The sequence below is a fragment of the Prevotella ihumii genome, from assembly GCF_900155655.1.
Lineage (GTDB): Bacteria > Bacteroidota > Bacteroidia > Bacteroidales > Bacteroidaceae > Prevotella > Prevotella ihumii.
Genome location: NZ_LT706987.1, coordinates 2,076,775 through 2,096,781 on the forward strand (window position 1 = coordinate 2,076,775; position 20,007 = coordinate 2,096,781).

The following is a 20,007-nucleotide window of genomic DNA, read 5'->3' on the forward strand; positions in this document are numbered from 1 at the left end:
GCACTGCGTTATGCCTTCGCCGTATGGATACGCATTGGCAGGTATGTGCAGGACGGACACTTCAACATAGACAACAACCTCATGGAACAGGCCATCAGGCCCATCACGCTTGGAAGAAAGAACTACCTGTTCTGTGGTAACAATGAGGGAGCAGAGAACAACGCCATCTTCTATACCTTTATGGCGTGTTGCAGGGAAGCAGGCATAGAGCCATACAAATGGATGAAGGAAGTTCTTTCAAGGTCCCTGCCAGATATGACGGAGGAGGAACTCACGAAAATGCTACCTTCAAACTTCAAATAACAAATAACCCTTATATGCTGCCAGACATATAAGGGTTATTTGTTGGTGTGAAAGGCGGCTAATATTGGATGCTTACTAACTAACCATTATTAAAGGCGCTCTATATCAGATACTTACGAGCATATTAAGAAAGCCATATCAAACTCTGTTTTCGAGTGTTGATATGGCACTTTCTATCTTTTAAGAGAGGGTTTGTTTCAATATTATAGATTCGTACTTATTGCAATGGAGCATTGACGCTCCATTTTGACTCATTATTATATACCAGTTCGAAATTCTTAAGAATTATATTCTTCTAATTTGCATCAAAAAATGAACTTTTTGAACATATTATTTGAGAACATTGTTGTAGAGCTCCCAATATATATTTAATGCTGGTCATCATTATGACCTCAGTTTCTAATACTTAAATGTAGCAGTTAATGTTATCTTACGTCCATCAGCATGCGCATACTCTGCATCTCTTGCCATCAACATAGAAGCTGGTGTATAATAAGTATTATTAAGCAAGTTTGAGATACCTAAATTAAGTTCCCAATCCTTTAAACTTATTCTTGTTGAAAAGTTGAGTAAATTTATACTACTAACTTTTCCTTCTCCCTCGTTATATTTACCTTTATCTGTGGTGTTAAAGCGGTTACGGTCTCCTGTATGAACGTAATGTAGCTGCATATACATATTCTTCTATGTTGCTTTCCAAATAATTGGAAAATATTTGTAATTTATTAACTGTTCATTATCAATCACTTAGCGTGAAGTTTATTAGTACGATGACTTTAGAAGAAGCAACAGCCACCAGCCCGGCATGGGAACACCGGGTATGGAAAGGCTACGAACAACAGACCTATCAGACAAACTTCTATGAGTTGACACGGACGTATCCGCCCAACAATTTACTTCTTCAGAATATAGGTAAAACGCAACAATCTTATCGGAGATGACACCCGAAGGTCCATCAATTATGAAAAGGAGTCGTTTTATGAAGTTGTCCGAAAGTCTGTATGTTATTCTTTATCCCATCTGNGGGAGCATAATCAATATACATAGCAAACTTGGCTGCAGGGATAGATATGTTAGACATATAGGTATCCCATTTGTCTGAAGTAGACTTGAGCTTCCCCTCGAACCATGTGAAATTGGCACCTGCTTTTAAGTTGTTTAATATTTGCGCATCTGCATTCAATTCCATTCCATATACCTTTTGAGGTGTTCGGTTGACTACCCAAAAACCAGCTTCATCAATTTTAAGGTCGCTTCCCAACTTTGAATAAGTATAAAAAACAGATCCATTTAGCTGTAACCTATGATTGATATCAGAGTATACACCTAATTCAAAGTTATTTGTCTTTACTGGCTCAGTAATAATCTTGGATAAAACGTCTTCTTTAGCTGCACGCAGCGTCCGCCCTAAATCAAAAATAGAAAAACCTTGCGAAAAAGCAGCGAAAGGTTGAAATATCGACAACTTATTGAAAGATATACCTGCATTAAATGAGAAATTATCATATTTTAATTTACCTCCCTTAACATGTACTTCAGGACTGCTGAGTTTTGTACGCAATATATCGTAATCAGGTACATTGACATCTATAACGTCATAACGTCCTCCTAATTTTACATTAAGACATTGCCAAAGAGTTGTCTTTGTTTGCAAGAATGGAGCATGATTACTACTCTGAAGATTAGGAACCCAATAACGTCCATCTACAAGTGGCTGAGAGGTTTTATCTAAAAGATAATCATATCCATAAGTAAGACGAGTGAAGAGATTGTCAGATATTGACAAGAATGTATTAAATTGAGAACGGAAACCAATCTTTTGATCTTTGATGGTAGCTTGTCCACTTTTTTCTTCCCAGCGCGGTTTTTTCGGGTTATGTTTTCTGAAATCAAATATTGTATATAAACTTGTACCATATATGGACGCTTCAAAATCTGTATTTGAAAATAATTTACGAGCGGAAAATTTTAGATACGCATTATGATTATATGGTGTACCTTCATCGACAGCCTGTGGGTCTTTTTCACCGAAGATACCTATAGCTGGACTCTTTAGATATTCTCCTTTTTGCTGAACAAGAGCAGTATGCTGCAAGCTCCGATAGAAATTATACATAAATTCTATTTTATTTTTGGCTGATAATGCATAGTCTAATTTAATAAGAGCGTTTGACGTATAAGTATCACCTAACCCATAGCGTGGAGAGATATATTCACCAGAACCATCAATACTACTACCTGTTTTTACAAAAGAACCGCTAACAAGATAGTTTAATTTATCTATAGAACCATAAAGTTGTTGGTTGACACGATAGCCCATTCCTTGTGTTCCATGATAGAAATTATAAGTTGAACCTGAGAGAGAAGACTCACCGGCAATTTTTTTGTTCTTTGTATTCTTTTTTGTGATAATGTTTATCACACCACCGATAGCACCATTTCCGTATAATGCAGTCGAACCCTTTACTATTTCAATGTGATCAATAGCAGAAACATCTATAGAGCGTATATCTCGGTCTGTAGATCTTAATGGAGTGGATTGTGGAATCCCGTCTATTAATATGAGAGCACCCCTGCCTCGAAGAGTTTGTGAGCGTGAACTTGTTGTATTGCTTGCTAACGCCATGCTTGGAGTGAGTAAACCTAAAAGGTGAGATAAATCAGGTTCAGCTTTACTCATTGCTGCAATTTGCTTTTGATCAATAATTGTTACTGTTGCAGCAGCATTAGACTTTATTTCAGGGATACGCGTAGTATTTATAACGACTTCCTGTAAAAGATACGTTGAATCCGTCTTAATATGCTCTTTGGCATTACCAAATGCATACGTCGCAATAATCATACTAAGAATTAAGTAAATTTTTTTCTTCATGTGAAATAATATTTGTAAATAATTAATTAAGTGATTCATTTTAATGTCTTTGGTGAACACTAAATTATTTTGCAAAGGTATTAAATAAATAAAAATATTACAATACCTAAAATTTATGAATTTTCATCAACTTTTAGTAAATAGTCAATATAAGCCACCCTTCACACTAACATCCACACCGTTGTTCGCAAAAACAAACTTAATTGCCCTGTCTATTTCAGGTTAAAGTCTGCTGCTGACACCCATTGCCCTGCGAACGTAGTGCCAGTAAAGCTCGATTTTGTGGAAACGCTGTAGCGAATGGTGCCTTTGGTACTGCGTATATTATTGACTTCAATGCGGTTCCATCCGTATCCATTGCTGTCGTTAGCGTCAACGATATTCTGATAATAGGTCCTGTCCGGATCGGATGAGAGCGAGTCTGCGACACCCAACCTACGTTTGGCCTCTGCCCAGATATCCCCGCCTGTATTACCATTGGCTGAACGATTAGTGTGCTGACAATCAACACGTTCGACGAATAGCCGTATAAGATAGGTGCGCAAGCGCATCTACATTGAAAACCAAAGTCAATGCAATTGAAAAAACAGATTGATGAGCACTTTGCAACTGAGTTGCAACAAAATTGTGCTACCTTTGCATCATGATGCGGGGAAAAGCTCTCATAGTAAGTCTTTGGCTGGCAATGCTCATGGTGTTGCTGGTTTTGGCCGTGCCTCATCATCACCACCTGAGCAACGTTTGTTTCGTGGAAGAGAGGTGCGAAACAGACGGTCAAATCAATGACCGCCACACCCACCATCATTCTTCCGGACAGGAATCGCAGGCAGACAACTGTCCTGTAGAGCAAATCAGGCACATTGTTAAGGACGACGAGCATGCGCAGCCCATCATACAAGTGGCGCAGCAGCAGCCTCATTGGCTGTGCGCCCACGCTGCCGACATGCACCCGCACGTGCAGATAGTCTCGCCAGTTGGCGAAACGCCCGACCCCATCGTCCGATTGCTTGAGGCACATATAGCCTCAAGTGGACGAAGGGGTCCTCCCGCTTTATCATACCCATTGTTTTTATCTAGTGGCAGAGCAGTTGTCAACAACTGTTCCGCAGTAAGTCGTACATGTTCATACTAATAAGGTTATGATTAACAAGATTATCTATTTTTCCATTCAACACAAATTTCTGGTGGTACTCCTGTTGGCGGCCATCATCGGCGGCGGAGTGTATTCATTGCGAACCATCAACGTAGACTCCACGCCCGACATCACAAACAACCAGGTGCAGGTCATCACGGTTTCTGAAAATCTCTCGACGGCCGACATCGAGCAGTTCGTCACCTATCCCGTAGAGCTGGCCATGTCCAACCTGCCTGGCGTTGAGGGCATCCGTTCCATCTCACGCTTTGGCCTGTCTGTTGTTACCATCGTTTTCAAAGAGGATATGGGCACTTACCTGCCCCGCCAGTTGGTGCAAGAGAAGCTGGAAGAGGTGCGCGAGGACATTCCGGAGGGATTCGGAACGCCCGCGATGGGTCCCATCAGCACGGGACTGGGCGAGATTTTACAGTACACCCTTGTTCCCAAAGACACCGCCCGTTACAGTACGCAGGAGCTGCGCACCATTCAAGACTGGATAGTGAAGCGCCAGCTGTCCATGATTCCGGGCGTGGTGGAGGTCAACTCGTTTGGCGGAAGCATCAAGCAATACGAGGTGGCCCTCAACCCCCAGCGGCTCAACGCCATGCGCGTGAGCGTGGGCGAGGTGTACGAAGCCCTGAGAAAAAATAACGTCAACACGGGCGGCGCCTACATAGAGCGTGACCATATGGCCAGCTTCATCCGGGGCGAAGGACTGGTGAAGTCGGTTGACGACATTGAGAACATCGTGGTGAAGAATGTCAACGGCACCCCTGTTCTCGTGCGCGACGTAGCCGACAAGGTGGGCTTTGGCTCGCAAGTGAGGTACGGCGCTTTCACGCAAGATGGTCATGAGGCCGTCGGGGGCATGATCATGATGCTCAAGGGTGCCAACTCTGACAAGGTGGTCAGGGCGGTGAAGGAGCGCATGGAGAGTGTCAGAAAGTCGCTGCCCGACGGCATCGACATCAAACCTTTTCTCGATCGATCCAACCTTATCGAGCGTACAACGAGCACCATTGCGCGCAATTTGACAGAAGGGGCGCTCATCGTGATATTCGTGCTGGTGCTGTTATTGGGAAGTTTGCGTGGAGGTCTCATCGCCGCATCGGTCATTCCGCTGTCCTTACTGTTCGCCCTCATCATGATGCGGCTTTTCGGCGTGAGCGCCAACTTGATGAGCCTGGGTGCCATCGACTTTGGAATTATCGTCGATGGGGCGGTGATTATCGTAGAAGGCACGGTGTTCGAAATGGAGAAAAGAATCAAGAAACACAGCCAACTGGGCCGGGGCGGCATGAACGCCGTCGCCTTCGAGGCCGCCTCTTCAATGATGCATTCGGCCTTCTTCGGTCAGCTGATTATCCTCATCGTGTTCACCCCCATCATCTTTCTCTCTGGCGTCAGCGGAAAAATGTTCTCCCCCATGGTCTACACCTTCTCGTTCGCCGTACTGGGAGCCATCATTCTGTGTCTGACGTATGTGCCGATGATTTCATCTTTGCTGATTCGTCCACTGAGCCACCAGGGCGGATGGATGGTGCGGATGGAACGCAGCTTGCAGCGCATGGGCAACCGTGTGACGGGGCGCATCATACATGTTTATCACCCGCTGCTGCTGTATGCCCTGCGTCATAAAAAGATGGTACTTGTTTCTGCCGCTGCTTTGTTTCTGGCTGCCGCATTCGCTTTCATACGGATGGGAGGCGAATTTGTGCCTGAACTCGATGAGGGCGACATCGCCATGCAAACCTTCCTCCGCCCCGGCAGTTCGCTCTCGGAAACCATCAAGCGAGAGGAAGAGGTGGAACGCCTGCTGCTTCAGAGCTTTCCGGAAATCAAAACCGTATGCGCTCGCATTGGGGTGGCCGACATACCCACCGATCCGATGGGGTTCGACTACACGGACAGCTTCATCATTCTGGAAAAGGATCGCAGCAAATGGACATCGGCCAAGACCAAAGAAGAATTGATAGAAAAGATTAAAGACAAGTTGCAAATGCTGCCGGGGCTCAACTTCTCGTTCTCACAACCAGTGGCCCTCCGTTTCAACGAGCTGCTCACGGGTGTGCGCGAGGATGTGGCCGTGAAACTTTATGGCGACGATCTCGACAAACTCGGCGAACTGGGTGAGCGGATGGTGAGCATCATCAGTAGGATAGAGGGAGCCGAGGATGTGGCCCTTGAGCGCACGGACGGACTGCCGCAGATTACTGTGAAGTACGACAGGCAGCGAGTGGCGCAATACGGTTTGCACATCGATGACCTCAATGCCTATGTCAGCAGCGCATTTGCCGGAAGTTCGGCAGGGTCGGTGTTTGAGGGCGAGAAACGGTTTGACCTTGTCATCAGGCTCTCTGACGCTTACCGGAAGAGTATCAACGACCTGCGCCAACTTTACATACCGCTGCCCAGCGGGGCACAGATACCCTTGAGCGAGGTGGCGCAAATTGATTATGAGTCGGGGCCCATGCAGATTTCCCGCGAACAAACCTCGCGCAACATCTATGTCGGCGTGAACGTCAGAGGACGGGATGTGCAGTCGGTTGTGGATGAGATACAGGACAAACTCGATCAGCAACTGCGCCTGCCGGCTGGCTATCGGTTGGCGTATGGCGGTGAATTCCAGAAACTTCAGGAGGCCAAGAATCGCTTGATGATCGTCTTGCCCATCGCCCTGCTCCTGATTTTCGTGCTACTTTATTTCGCCTTGAAATCGCTCAAGCAGAGCCTCATGATTTACATGGCGGTTCCGCTGGCCACGGTCGGCGGCGTATTGGCCTTGCTGTTGCGCAGCATGCCCTTCTCCATTTCGGCCGGAGTGGGCTTCATCGTCCTCTTCGGAGTGGCCGTACTCAACGGTCTGGTACTCATCAATCGTTTCAACTCGTTAAAGAAAGAAGGTATGAACAACATCAACCGCAGAATCATCAAGGGTACGCAAGAGCGCATCCGCCCTATCCTTCTCACGGCTACGGCTGCCATGTTGGGTTTCCTGCCCATGGCTGTGTCGGGGTCGGCAGGTGCTGAAGTGCAGCGACCTTTGGCCACTGTGGTCATCGGCGGACTGTTCACGGCTACGCTGCTTACCTTGCTTGTCGTTCCTTTATTGTACGCTTTGGAAGAGAAAGCGCAGCGAAAAACTGCCAATAGGTTACCCAAAGCGGCCTTTGCCCTGATGCTGGCACTGCTGGCACCATGCGGCATGCAGGCTCAACAGCCAGTGAGTTTGCAGCAAGCCCTGCAGCTGGCCGAGCAATATCATCCAAGCATTCGTCTGGCACGGATGAGTGTCAGCCGTGAAGAGGCCATGGTCAAGGGCGTAAGCGAGGTGGGACTTACTGAGCTGTCGGCCGGGGTAGATGAGCTTGGCAGAGGCAACGACGCCACCTTTACCCTGTTGTCTGTCAGGCAAAACATTGACGTACTGGGGAACAAACAGCGCGTGCGCACCCAACGCCAAAAGGTGAATGTGGCTCGTGCGGAGATGAATCTCACCGAACATCAATTGCGCAAAGCCGTTTACCGCGATTATGCGCAGGCTTATATTCTAAGGCAAAGGATGAACGTGCATGCCATGATAGATTCTATCTACCAGAACTTCGAGCATGCGGCGAAAGTGCGTTACGAGGCAAGAGAAACGTCGAAGTTGGCTTATCTGGCCGCTAAGAAGAAGGCTGTTGAAACCAAAGAAAACTTCAAGCAGTCGGTGTTTGATTACCAAGTGGCGTTGAAGGCCTTGTCACGGTGGCTGGGAGAGGGACTCTATGAACCCACTACGGCTCCAGACGAGACGCTTGGAGAGGTAGCAGGCAGTGCAAATCCCGTATTGACTTGTCAGTCGGAGAGGGTCAAATTGGCCGAAGAAAACATCCGACTGGAAAAGTCCAAAGGGCTTCCCGCATTCTTCATAGAGGGTAGTACACAGCGCATTGGCGACAAAAACGGCTACTGGACATTCGACGTTGGCGTGAGTGTTCCGCTGTTCAGACGTTCGTACAAGGCCCGACAAAAGGCTGCCGCCCTGGACAGGGACATCGAAAACACGCAGTTTGACTTGCTGAAAAAACAGCTGGGTGACAACCAAGCACGCTTGCACACTGCGTACCAGAAGTGGCGTCACAAACTGCAATATTACCGGGACACAGCTCTTCCCACGGCCAGGGCGCAGCAACGTGGCGCGTCTTCTGCTTACAAACTGGGTGCAACCGATTACATCGGGTTCATTCAGACTATGGGTGACGCCGTGCAAACCGAGCTTGATTATTGGGAAGCATACGAACAATTCATCGACACAATCATCAATTTACAATATCCAACCATATAAAAAATGAAAACAAAAGCATATCTCATCCTTTCGCTCATCGTCCTTTTGGCAGCTTGTGGCAAGCAAACTAAGGACGCTGGCGAACAAGAAAAACAGTCATCGGACAGCATGACAAAGGTGGAACTCACCGATGAACAGGTGAAAAAGTTAGGCATCAAGGTGGGGAACATCGCCGACACGATGCTCATCAGCAGTGTGGACGTCAATGGAAAGCTGGCCGTTGACCCCCAGAGTGAGGCAACCATAACCCCGCAAATGGGCGGTAACGTCAAACAAATATTGGTTCATGAAGGGCAATCTGTGACCAAAGGAATGGTGGTGGCCTATCTGTCTCATCCTGATTTGGTAAACCTTCAGACGGATTATTTCTCGGCATTGAACCGACAGAGATACCTGAAAAAGGAGTTTGACCGCCAGACCATGATGCTGAACGAAGGTGTAGGAGCCGGCAAAGACTACGACCGTACGAAGTCGGAGCTGCAAACTGTGAGCGGTCAGGTGCAGATGCTTGCCGCCCAACTCAAACAACTGGGCATCAGTACGTCTGCCCTTCGCAAGGGAAAACCTATACTGGCCATCGCATTGACAAGTCCCATCAACGGCACGGTGGAACAAATCAACGTGCAGACGGGGCAATATGTATCACCCGAGATGGCCATGATGAAGATTGCCAACACCAGCAACATGTATGCAGAATTGCAGGTATTCCAACGTGATGTGCCGAAAATTAAGGTGGGACAGGCTGTAGCAATGAAGATAGTTCATGCCGACGGAACCGCCTGCAAGGGAAAAGTGTACTCCATAGGTAAGACTTTTAGAGCCGAAACGCAAACGGTTGATGTGCGTGTTCGTTTGGATGGACAGCACACGGGACTGATTGTAGGGATGTATGTACAGGCGAAGATTGCAACAAGCAGCGAAAGGACGAGAGTCGTTTCGTCTGATGCCATCGTTGAAGTGGATGGAAAATCCTATATCTTCACGGCGGCAAAGCAAGGGAACAACTGGCAGTTTGTCCCCACGATGGTCAAGAAGGTGAAGGAAGAAGGTGACCTCGTGGGCATAGAGACCAAGGAGCCGGCAGATCGTCTTTCACGCATTGTGCAGTCAGGTGCTTACTACCTGATTTCTGAGATGAAGAAAGACGAGACGGGAGAGGAATAAAACATGACCGAAACGGAATGGATGTTTGGTAGGCAGGAAGTAAGCATCCAATATTAGCCGCCTTTGTGTAACATTCTTACTTTACTACCTTTGCCCGAAAAACTTATGTTTGTACTCAACGAAACAAATGTTTTTCGGGTTTGTTGCACTCCTGTGGATATGCGTCAGGGTATTCTTCGCCTGTCCCAATTGGTACGCCGCAATGACTTCAATCCTTCTGATGGTGTTGTCTACGTTTTCTACAATCGAGCCCGTAACCGAATTAAATTGCTGCACTGGGAACGCTGTGGTTTTGTCGTGTATCATAAACAGATGGCACAGGGTTGCCTAAGTCCTAAAATCATACGGGCGAGAGCTGGATTTTATGAACTTCGCTGGGACGAATTGGTACTCTATATTGAAGGTATAAATCCTAATTGCTACCGAAGAAAAAGATACAATAAATCTTAGTATTTTCTTGCCAGTGTCAGATATTTTTTGTAATTTTACATCGTATAAAGAACTGATAATGTGATGGATATGCCTTATTGCACAATGACATCTGACTACCATTCTCTCACTCGGGAAGCTGTTGTTAAACTTCTTGAGCAAAGGGATGCTGAGCTTAAGAACAAGGATACTCAACTCAAGAACAAGGATGCTGAGCTTAAGAACAAGGATACTCAACTCAAGGATAAGGATGCTGAGCTCAAGGATAAGGATGCTGAGCTCAAGGATAAGGATGCTGAGCTCAAGGATAAGGATGCTGAGCTCAAGGATAAGGATGCTGAGCTCAAGGATAAGGATGCTGAGCTNCTTCAAATAACAAATAACCCTTATATGCTGCCAGACATATAAGGGTTATTTATTGGTGTGAAAGGCGGCTAATACTGGATGCTTACGGCAGGAAATTGCCTGGCTACCAAACATCCATTATGTTTTCAATATCAAAAGAACAAAACCGCAGTTGATGTTTATGGACGACGGTCGGTCATGAAGAACTCCAGCGTGCCGCCGGCCATGATATCCTTGTAATCAATGTACAGCTTGTTGTAGAGTTTGCCGTTGAACTTGATATGGCTGACATACATGTTCTTCGGACTGTTGCCATGCGCCAGGATGGTAAACGTCTTGCCATGTCCCACATTCACCTCAGCCTTGTCAAACAAAGGCGAGCCAAACATATACTTTCCGCCAGAGGGTTCCACCTGATAGATGCCCATGGACAACAAGATGTACCAGGCCGACATCTGTCCAACATCCTCGTTTCCGCTCAGACCATCGAAGTCGTTATGGTAGGGCATTTCAGTTAATTCCCTCTTAGAACTCTCCGAGGCAGCCAAAAACTGCATTCTTTTCCTTGGAGAAGTACCCAGAAAAAGAATATGCTGTATTATTTGTTCAAAAATCTCAAATACTGAGTCATATGGGCACACCTGCCCTTTCCATACTATCTATGGACTTGTAAAATTATCCTTAAGTTTTATTAGGCAGCCTTCTTCACACTCCGAGCCATCTCCCTTGCGGCAAGAATGGCAGCATTTGCTGTATGGATTCCGAAGAAGAGTAGTAGCCTCTCGCTAAACATATTGCACGCCTTGATGCGTCCAAGGCTATAGTGTTGCTTTTGATTTCCAAAGCTACCCTCCATTACCGTAGCTCTGAGGTTTCCAATAATCTTTCTCGCTATCTTGAGACATTCAGCTTCTTCTTTGGGTCTTGGACCTTTTCTAGTGAAACAGGTCGTTATGCCTTTTTCAGTACACATAGTGCGGTTGGCATTGTTGGCATATATGGAATCGGCACCGACACGCTTGACTTTGATTCCCGTCAAAGATTCCTGATATTCAATACATTGCTTAAGGCGGACACCCTCGTTGAATGCCTCAAAGCTGTGGTGCTCTATGAATGATATGCCGTCTATCTGTATGTTGTTGACCTTTGCACCAAACTCTACACGCTTGTTTTCCTTGCCCCTGACAATGGGACGTAGATAGGGACGGTCGATGCTGACGATACGGTGCTTGACTTCCTTGCCAGAGAATAGTTCTGACTGTTGGAGGCATACCTCACGCACAGCGGACAGCCGCTTTTCTTGTTCTGCCGACAGACAGATGCAAGGACTGTACTGTTTACGCAGACGATTCCATTGGGAAAGGAGTTTGGACAGGAGCCTCAGGAGTCTTCTCCTGAGCTTGCGCGTGGACGAGGCTGTGTGCTTGCGCTGCTTGGCGTATGCAAGCCTGGCCTTGTCAATATTATTATACTTGCTTCTCGGAATACGCTCTGAAAGGTGTTTACACTCGGAGACCAGCAGAGTGTGAAGCCAATGGCAACACTCCCAGAGCAGCTTGATATCCGTAGGAAAACGCAGGTAGCTCTCGTAACAGGTTGCATCCGTCAAACATAGATCTTTATCCTTGAGACTATCTTGCCATTTGGCGTACAATATGCTCTGAAAACTGTTTATGTCAAGAATGCGACCAAGACGATTGCGTATGGCACTTACAATCTTTCCATCCTTGATGGGACAGGAAGGGTCTAGCAGAACACCACAGAACATCTGCATGTGGATGCTTCCGTTAAACATCTCTATCAGACCATCGTCAGACAGACCTGTGTATGACTTAAGGAACATTAGGGCAATTTCTCCTTCACCCCAGAAAAGAGGCTTGTTGCCTCGCTTGCTCTTATGGCTAAGGTTCGTATACTCTGCTGCCAACTCCTTTAGGGGGAGCTGGGAATGAATGCGTCCAAGTTCGCTTTTTGCAAAGCTTTCACGATAACTCTGTAAAAAATCGAACTCTGTAAAGGGCAAAGTTGGTGTTATATCAGAAATTTTTTGTATCTTCACGACGAATTTTTTAAGTTTTCCCCCGATTCTGCCCGTGATGGGTCGTTCGGGGGATTTTATGTAAAGGTACAAATAATATATGATACTGACAAACAATTAGTTAAGAAAATTCTGAATATCCCTAACTTAGGACGGAAAACAGCGTATTACCCAAGGTGTTTCTAAAGATAGGATAGAAACGCCTTTTTGTGTATATTTATTCTTTTGTTTCGTAGTGGTTTAACACTTAAATTAGCAAAGTGGAACGAATAAAAAGCGTATAAATACCCTCTTTTTCTAATGTCTGCATCCCTTCGTTTCAAAACATATATGTTTGGCAGGATCATAGTTCAACTTTGAGGAGGTGAAAGTTGAACTATGAGGTCGTGAAAGTTGAACTATAAGAAGTGAAAAAGTCTATTTTCCTTCTTGTTTTAGTTCTATTTGTTGTTTTTAATAGCATATATTTCTGTGTTAATTACTCTTATATTACCTTGGTCTTTTCTTCATTTTGCATAAATAACTGATTGATAGTACATTATGTCATTCTGAAATTTAGCCCACTTTTCTGTATTACACCTCTTTTTGTTTTGTATGAGCGAAATATGTGCTGTGTATTTAACGTAAAAGTGAATAGTTTTAATGTTTATTGGTTGTATTTATACGCTTCTTGTGGGTTCTTTTCCTATTCTGATACAGTTTTAACCCTTATGGGCTACTCTTTTTAATCCAAATCGGTCGTCAGACCAGTCGGACCAGTCGGACCAGTCGGACGTGTCAGACAAGTCCGACTGGTCCGACTGGTCTAACGACCTCTAAGTTTGCAGAAGAATGCGACGCAGTCGCATAAACATTAAATAATCAAGGTAAAACTATGATTGCTAAAGACAGTTTCGTACCTTTGTTGTAAAAAGGTAGAATCGGTCTGTCGAAGAGGTAAACCAGCTAACGACCCAGCTAAAAGCTATAAATCGTTTCGGACCTCATCGACATAGTTGCAAAGACCAGATAGAAAGTTATCGACACGAAGCCTATTTAGAGTTCCAGTCCATACAACTATCGACCAATTCTACTTAATAAAATTGTACAAATATATGAAGAATTTATTTATCGGAGTTGATTTTTCGAAAGAAAAAGTTGATGTGGCTATCATTTTTGCAGACGGTCTGACAGAAACGGCCCCAAGAGTGTTCAACGAGTTCAAGACAACAGTGTCTGGCTACAAGCAACTGGTCAAGTGGGTGGAGAAGAATTCCTACGGCATCGATCCTTCCCTGTGGCTCTTCTGCGGTGAAAATACTGGCGACTACAGCAAAGGACTATGCAACTTCCTCTACGGCAAAGGCTACGACATGTGGCTTGAGAACGCCAAGAGCATCAAGGACGCATCAGGTCTCAGACGATTGAAGTCTGACCGCGCCGACGCCTCGATGATTGCAGAATACGCTATGAGAAATCACGACAAAGCCGTTATGTACGAGCCACTTAGCGAGTCACTTGCACAACTACGAGAGCTGTTTCTGTATCGTCAAATGGTGGTACGCCATAGATGCAGCTTTCAGGTGCGTAGAGGCGAGAAGAAGCTCACTATGGAGAAATCGCCTATCAAGACGATGATCTCGCAGAGCGGAAGGCATATCCTGTCAGAACTCAACAAGGAAGTAGAGAAGATAGACAAGCGAATCGCCGAGCTCATTAAGTCGGACGAAGAGCTCACCGAGGTGTTCACAATCGTGACCTCGGTGCCTGGCATAGGAACGCAGAACGCTGTCTGTCTGATGGTGTATACAGACAACTTCCGTCGTTTCAACTACGACTCGCGCAAGATTGCCTGCTATTACGGCTTAGCCCCATTCGGAAAAGACTCTGGCACCAGTGTGCATTCTGATCCGCATGTACATTATATGGCGAACCGCCAGATAAAGGCCATGCTGACACAAGTTGCACTGGCTGCCGTCAAATTCAATCCCGTTATGGCGAGGTACTATATGCGCCTCGTGGAACGCGGAAAGAAGAAGCAAGTTGCATTGAACAATGTCAAGAACAAACTTGTGCATTTGGTCACAGCAATGGTTAGAAACCGCCAAACATTCACCCCTGAATATAAAATCTCAGCATAAATTGAAAATAATGGTCAAAACATTTGGATATTAACATAGAAAGCGATTTGGGTTAAACAGAAATGTGTATAAAGCGTAGCTCTTAACTCGTATGTTTACCACTGATTGCGGGCGAAGAGACGATGCTTGGGAAACCAACTTCTAATACATATTAATCAGATTTAGGTATTTCGTAAGTTGTTAATAACTAACTTATTAAGGTAAAATGTTACTGATTTAATTAATTAGAATACGTCTAAATAGATTTATTTTTCCTTAGTTTTAGGTATTGCGTATCTGTTTACAAAGTTCTACCTTTGCACCCAGAATAGGGAAAGGTGTATATCCTACCTATCTAAAAGTTGTAATATATATAGTAATACTAAGGTTGCAATACTGTAACAAAAACCATTAACTACTAAGAAAAAATGATGGAACAAAACTACAAAAAAAACTACAAGCCACTACAGCTACTCTTTATGCTGATGTTGGCTATTTTACCTTCGGTAGCATTGGCAAAGGGAGAAGCTAAGACCAATGCCACAATTATGGGAACTGTAAAAGAACGCAATACCTCCGAACCCCTTATGCGAGCTACGGTGCGCATTTTAGGCACGTCAGTGGTGAGCGTAACCGACTTGGAGGGCAAATACCATATAGAAGATGTGCCTGAAGGCGAGCAGCGAATAGAAGTGCGATTGCAAGGCTATCACGCTGTTACCCAGACAATAACAGTGGTTGCTAACGAAATGCAGACCCTCAATTTCGAATTAGACAACGACGAAATATCATTAGATGAGGTGGTGGTATCGTCAAATCGCAGTGTGGCTTTGCGCAGAAATGCCCCCACGTTAGTGAATGTTATTGATACCCGAATGTTCAATATGACCAATTCGCAATGTTTGGGTCAAGGACTGAATTTCCAACCGGGTGTGCGCACCGAAGACAATTGTGCCAACTGTGGCTTTTCGCAAGTACGAATTAATGGTTTGGACGGTCATTACTCTCAAATTCTTATCGACTCACGCCCCGTATTCTCTGCTTTGCAAGGTGTGTACGGCTTAGAGCAAATTCCTGCTAATATGATAGAGCGCGTAGAAGTGGTACGTGGTGGCGGTTCAGCCCTTTTCGGTTCGTCAGCCATAGGTGGAACTATCAACATCATAACCAAAGAGCCGTTGAGCAATTATGCTGAAATGGCACACACCTTCTCTGCTTTTGAAGGTGGAAAAACGTTTGAGAACAACACCACGCTCAACACCTCTATCGTGTCTAATAATAATAAGGTGGGATTTTCTATCTATGGACACAGTCGCAACCGAGGCGGATACGACCGTGACCAAGACGGATTTACCGACTTGCCGAAGCTGATTAACAAAACTATCGGTATGAGTGCTTTCCTACGGCTGAACAATTATTCACGTCTGAAAGTGCAATACCACGCCTTGAACGAGTTTCGCCGTGGTGGCAACAACTTGCATCTGCCTGTGCACGAAGCTAATATTTCAGAAAAGTTGGACCACAATATCAATGGCGGAACATTGAACTACGACCTCTTTACCCCTAACGGACAGAACCATTTCACGGCTTACACTTCGTTCCAAAATGTGGCTCGCGACAGCTATTATGGCGGTACGGGCGATGGCTCGGACGAGAGCAAGGCAGAGGCATTAAAGGCATATAGCACCACAAAAGACTTGAACGTGATGGGCGGTGCGCAATATGTGCACAATTTTGATAAAATGCTCTTTATGCCAGCCGACCTCACCATAGGTGCGGAATATACCTACGACAGACTGAAAGACCACTCGTTGGGCTATGATATTATGACCAAACAAGCGGTGCGTACAGGAAGCGTGTTGTTTCAGAACGAATGGAAAACCGACCAGTGGGGCATTCTCTTGGGCGGACGATTTGACAAGCACAACCTCATAGAGCACCTTATTTTCAGTCCACGTGTCAATTTGCGTTACAACCCTACAAAGGATATTCATTTGCGACTGACATACGCTGGTGGTTTTCGTGCACCCCAAACCTTTGATGAAGACCTGCATACAAGTATGGCAGGCGGGGAACGCATAAAAACAAAGTTGGCAAAAGGACTGAAAGAAGAACGCTCTAATAGTGTGAGCCTTTCTGCCGATATGTACCATACCTTTGGACGTGTGCAAGCCAACTTGTTGGTGGAGGGATTTTATACCTATCTCAACAATGTTTTTGCACAACGTGTGTTGAACGAACACGATGCCAATGGTATTCGCATTATGGAACGTTACAATGCCAATAAGGCTGCTGTGTGGGGAATGAATATTGAGGGGAAAGCCGTGTTTGCACGTTGGTTTCAGCTGCAAAGTGGTCTCACCTTGCAACGTAGTGAATACAAAGAAGCTGTAGAATGGGATGAGGATGCACCTGCCGAAAAGAAATTCCTCCGTACACCGAATGTCTATGGTTACTTCACGGCACAGTCGTCGCCTGTCAAGAACTTTTCGATAGTACTGTCGGGCAACTATACGGGCAAAATGCTTGTGGGGCACGCAGCAGGTTCGGGAGTAGAGAAACCTGTGGCTGTAAATGTGCCTTCGTTTATGGTGTTGAGCCTGAAGATGAACTATGACTTCCAACTCTATAAACAGGTGAAAACCCAGCTCTACCTTGGTATTCAGAACATTGGCAATGCCTATCAGAAAGACATAGACAAGGGTTGGAATCGTGATGCGTCCTATATTTATGGTCCATCACTTCCACGCTGTTTCTACGTGGGAATGAAGTTAATGTATTGATTTTCTTAAAGGAGTTATTGCTCGTGCCTCTCTTAACCCTTTCTAACTCCTTAAAATACCTCCTTAAACCCAAATCAATCATTAGCCCGCAAAGGCTTTTTAAAGCGTTTAGATGTTATGCTTTTCTTCGTCTTTGCACCTTATTTTGGCTCTTTTCGTTTGTTTTTTCAGTTGTTTAGCTCGCTAAACGTCTTCAAAAACAACCAAAAAATAGCTCAAAATAAGCTCGCAAATCTCGAAGAAGTCTAACGACCGATTTGGGTTAAACTTTCATCTTTCTCCAAATCCAATTTGGAAGAATAGACCATAAAGTGGTGATAATGCTCCAACGGGTGTCTATCACCACTTTATGTTTACGCTTGTTGAGTGCTTTGATGATGCTTTTCGCCACCTTTTCGGGTTGCATTAGCAAAGGGAAATGCGTACCACTAAGGAGTTCGGTATCGACAAACCCTGGTTGGATATTGGTAAAATGTGTCTTTAGTTTTCGTTTTAATGCTTGCTGTTCTAACGCCTGAATATAAGTGGTTTGCATCGCTTTTGTAGCCGAATAGGCTGGGGCAGCGCCCAATCCCTTGGTGCCTGCAATAGACGAGATACACGCAATGTGTCCTTCTGCGTTATTATCAGCAAAATAGCGGAACGCAAAACCCATCATACGTGTGAATGCAAGTGCATTAGTCTGTATGGTTTTTAGCTCTTTCTCCTCCTCTAAGTTAGGATTTTGCCAACCTATACCAACCGAATAAAAGAACAAGTCTATACCTCCCATCTCCTCAATGAGTTCGGCACACAAGGCAGTGGCGTTCTCTTGGTTCACATCTATTGCTTTTGTTGTTACTCTTTCAGAAGCTAAAGCCTTTATTTTGTCTAACAATTCTGTTCTGCGAGCAGCTACGCCAACAGTCCACCCTTGAGCAATGAGCTGTTCTGCTACGGCTTTTCCTATGCCCGAAGATGCGCCTAATATGATGCAACGTTTCATAATCAGTATATTTTATTCAATTTCAAAATTAACAATTTGTTAGCATATAATATGAATAGGTGTGACGATTTCAGGTTAAACTTCATTAAAACGTTATTTTTGCTGTGTTTTGAGCCTTTGTTTAGGGTAATATAACACTTAGATTTGTAAGGTGCAGTTTGCAAAATTGCATATTTTTCTTAATTTTTCTTGCATTTAATTGATTTATTTTTGTAACTTTGCCACGTTTAAAAAACATCTTATACTTTACACATTAGCGAAATAATAATAGCTATATAAATATTTATATGTATTACACACTTTTTATCACCGTCTTAATAACGGCAGCCTTTTTGGTTTTAGCAGCATACGTTACTGCTAAATTATTGGGTCCCCGTTCATACAATCCTACAAAGGGTGAGCCTTACGAGTGTGGTATCCCAACTTACGGTCCATCTTGGCTGCCAGTACACGTGGGTTACTACCTGTTTGCCATTCTTTTTTTGATGTTTGATGTGGAAACAGTATTTCTGTACCCTTGGGCTGTTGTAGTGAAGACATACGGTCCTTTAGCTTTGGCTACAATAGGATTTTTTATGTTAGTGTTGGTATTTGGCCTTGCATACGCTTGGCGGAAAGGAGCGCTTGAATGGAAATAAGAAAGCCGAAAATTAAGTCAATGCCATACGATGAGTGGAAAGGCAACGACACTTTGGAGAAGATGGCAACCGACCTCAATGACGGGGGTACAAACCTTGTGTTGGGCAATCTTGACCAGTTGATAAACTGGGGGCGAAGCAACTCTCTTTGGTCGCTCACCTTTGCTACATCTTGCTGTGGTATCGAGTTTATGGCTGTGGGGTGTGCACGTTACGACTTCTCACGCTTTGGTTTTGAGGTAACACGTAACTCGCCACGTCAGGCAGACTTGATTATGTGTGCTGGTACTATCACAAACAAGATGGCACCAGCCTTGAAGCGTTTGTACGACCAAATGGCTGAACCTAAATACGTTATTGCCGTAGGTGGTTGCGCTATATCGGGTGGTCCTTTCAAGGATAGCTATCACGTAATGCGTGGTATCGACGAAATTATTCCTGTGGATGTATATATCCCTGGTTGCCCTCCACGTCCTGAAGCCATTATGTATGGTATGATGCAATTGCAACGCAAGGTGAAGGTTGAAAAATTCTTTGGTGGTGCTAACCATAAGCAAACCCAAGAAGAGAGTGTGCTCGGAAAGAGTAACTCGGCACTTATCTTTGAAGAGAAGCTCGGCATTTCTCCCGAAGACATCAAGGAGAAGCGTGAAGCTGCGTGGGCTGAAAGCAAGAAGCCTGCTGCAAAACCTGCACGCCCTGCCGCTGCCGCTAAGCCTGCTGCACCTGCAAAGACAGAAGGCGAAGCTCCTAAGAAGGACACCATCGTGGTAGATAAGCCTGTAACAAAAGAAGATGTGGAGAAGTTGGGAAAAGAGTTGGATAAGCTTAACGAGGCTGCACCAACAAAACCAACTGAAGAGAATACAGCAAACAACAATTAATAAGG

13 protein-coding genes and 2 pseudogenes are annotated in these 20,007 nt (G+C 45.0%); 9 read left to right on the plus strand and 6 right to left on the minus strand.

The window, feature by feature from the left end:
- Positions 1 to 303, plus strand: a 303-nt coding sequence (locus CZ367_RS09300) for an IS66 family transposase (protein ID WP_144006029.1), incomplete at its 5' end; no start/stop codon positions are given.
- A gap of 399 nt (positions 304 to 702) precedes the next feature.
- Here CZ367_RS09300 and CZ367_RS09305 read toward each other — a convergent pair.
- The 3 genes and pseudogenes from CZ367_RS09305 to CZ367_RS09315 all read right to left on the minus strand — a co-directional run bounded on the left by CZ367_RS09305 (position 703) and on the right by CZ367_RS09315 (position 3,609).
- Positions 703 to 975, minus strand: a complete 273-nt coding sequence (locus tag CZ367_RS09305; protein WP_394334143.1) for a hypothetical protein — start codon at positions 973 to 975, stop codon at positions 703 to 705.
- A gap of 307 nt (positions 976 to 1,282) precedes the next feature.
- A pseudogene (locus CZ367_RS09310) lies at positions 1,283 to 3,175 on the minus strand (TonB-dependent receptor); the annotation flags it as partial.
- Positions 3,176 to 3,387: 212 nt separating this feature from the next.
- Complete coding sequence (locus tag CZ367_RS09315) at positions 3,388 to 3,609, minus strand: hypothetical protein (protein ID WP_237581662.1); 222 nt, start codon at positions 3,607 to 3,609, stop codon at positions 3,388 to 3,390.
- A gap of 314 nt (positions 3,610 to 3,923) precedes the next feature.
- Between CZ367_RS09315 and CZ367_RS09320 the strand changes: the two genes are divergently transcribed.
- From CZ367_RS09320 to tnpB, 4 genes are all read left to right on the plus strand, one after another.
- Positions 3,924 to 4,307, plus strand: a complete 384-nt coding sequence (locus tag CZ367_RS09320) for a hypothetical protein (RefSeq protein WP_237581664.1) — start codon at positions 3,924 to 3,926, stop codon at positions 4,305 to 4,307.
- 7 nt (positions 4,308 to 4,314) lie between these two features.
- On the plus strand, positions 4,315 to 8,637 hold the full coding sequence (locus CZ367_RS09325; protein WP_077196641.1) for a CusA/CzcA family heavy metal efflux RND transporter: 4,323 nt from the start codon (positions 4,315 to 4,317) through the stop codon (positions 8,635 to 8,637).
- 180 nt (positions 8,638 to 8,817) lie between these two features.
- Complete coding sequence (locus CZ367_RS09330; RefSeq protein ID WP_237581790.1) at positions 8,818 to 9,801, plus strand: efflux RND transporter periplasmic adaptor subunit; 984 nt, start codon at positions 8,818 to 8,820, stop codon at positions 9,799 to 9,801.
- A 105-nt stretch (positions 9,802 to 9,906) separates the two neighbouring features.
- Positions 9,907 to 10,251, plus strand: a complete 345-nt coding sequence (gene tnpB / locus CZ367_RS09335; protein ID WP_077195221.1) for an IS66 family insertion sequence element accessory protein TnpB — start codon at positions 9,907 to 9,909, stop codon at positions 10,249 to 10,251.
- Between the two features lie 503 nt (positions 10,252 to 10,754).
- Here the strand turns inward: tnpB and CZ367_RS09345 are convergent.
- Both CZ367_RS09345 and CZ367_RS09350 read right to left on the minus strand, forming a co-directional pair.
- Positions 10,755 to 11,108, minus strand: a pseudogene (locus CZ367_RS09345) (glycoside hydrolase domain-containing protein); the annotation flags it as partial.
- A gap of 158 nt (positions 11,109 to 11,266) precedes the next feature.
- Positions 11,267 to 12,634: a DDE transposase gene (locus CZ367_RS09350; RefSeq protein WP_144005973.1), complete on the minus strand. Its 1,368-nt coding sequence runs from the start codon at positions 12,632 to 12,634 to the stop codon at positions 11,267 to 11,269.
- Between the two features lie 1,073 nt (positions 12,635 to 13,707).
- Between CZ367_RS09350 and CZ367_RS09355 the strand changes: the two genes are divergently transcribed.
- Positions 13,708 to 14,733, plus strand: coding sequence for an IS110 family RNA-guided transposase (locus CZ367_RS09355; RefSeq protein WP_077196643.1), 1,026 nt, complete (start codon positions 13,708 to 13,710; stop codon positions 14,731 to 14,733).
- Between the two features lie 410 nt (positions 14,734 to 15,143).
- A complete protein-coding gene (locus CZ367_RS09360; protein WP_077197418.1) occupies positions 15,144 to 17,495 on the plus strand; it encodes a TonB-dependent receptor in 2,352 nt (783 codons plus the stop codon).
- 262 nt (positions 17,496 to 17,757) lie between these two features.
- Here CZ367_RS09360 and CZ367_RS09365 read toward each other — a convergent pair whose 3' ends face one another.
- Complete coding sequence (locus tag CZ367_RS09365; RefSeq protein WP_077196644.1) at positions 17,758 to 18,480, minus strand: SDR family NAD(P)-dependent oxidoreductase; 723 nt, start codon at positions 18,478 to 18,480, stop codon at positions 17,758 to 17,760.
- Positions 18,481 to 18,767: 287 nt separating this feature from the next.
- Between CZ367_RS09365 and CZ367_RS09370 the strand changes: the two genes are divergently transcribed.
- A complete protein-coding gene (locus tag CZ367_RS09370) occupies positions 18,768 to 19,118 on the plus strand; it encodes an NADH-quinone oxidoreductase subunit A (protein WP_077196645.1) in 351 nt (116 codons plus the stop codon).
- Positions 19,109 to 20,002, plus strand: coding sequence for an NADH-quinone oxidoreductase subunit B (locus CZ367_RS09375; RefSeq protein WP_077196646.1), 894 nt, complete (start codon positions 19,109 to 19,111; stop codon positions 20,000 to 20,002). Before CZ367_RS09370 ends, CZ367_RS09375 begins: the two co-directional genes overlap by 10 nt.
- The last annotated feature ends 5 nt before the right edge of the window (positions 20,003 to 20,007 follow it).

Coding starts and splice junctions, on each gene's coding strand:
- CZ367_RS09305 (WP_394334143.1), bottom strand. CDS start 975: ATGCAGCTACATTACGTTCATACAGGAGACCGTAACCGCTTTAACACC.
- CZ367_RS09325 (WP_077196641.1), top strand. CDS start 4,315: ATGATTAACAAGATTATCTATTTTTCCATTCAACACAAATTTCTGGTG.
- CZ367_RS09330 (WP_237581790.1), top strand. CDS start 8,818: ATGCTCATCAGCAGTGTGGACGTCAATGGAAAGCTGGCCGTTGACCCC.
- tnpB (WP_077195221.1), top strand. CDS start 9,907: ATGTTTGTACTCAACGAAACAAATGTTTTTCGGGTTTGTTGCACTCCT.
- CZ367_RS09355 (WP_077196643.1), top strand. CDS start 13,708: ATGAAGAATTTATTTATCGGAGTTGATTTTTCGAAAGAAAAAGTTGAT.
- CZ367_RS09360 (WP_077197418.1), top strand. CDS start 15,144: ATGGAACAAAACTACAAAAAAAACTACAAGCCACTACAGCTACTCTTT.
- CZ367_RS09365 (WP_077196644.1), bottom strand. CDS start 18,480: ATGAAACGTTGCATCATATTAGGCGCATCTTCGGGCATAGGAAAAGCC.
- CZ367_RS09370 (WP_077196645.1), top strand. CDS start 18,768: ATGTATTACACACTTTTTATCACCGTCTTAATAACGGCAGCCTTTTTG.
- CZ367_RS09375 (WP_077196646.1), top strand. CDS start 19,109: ATGGAAATAAGAAAGCCGAAAATTAAGTCAATGCCATACGATGAGTGG.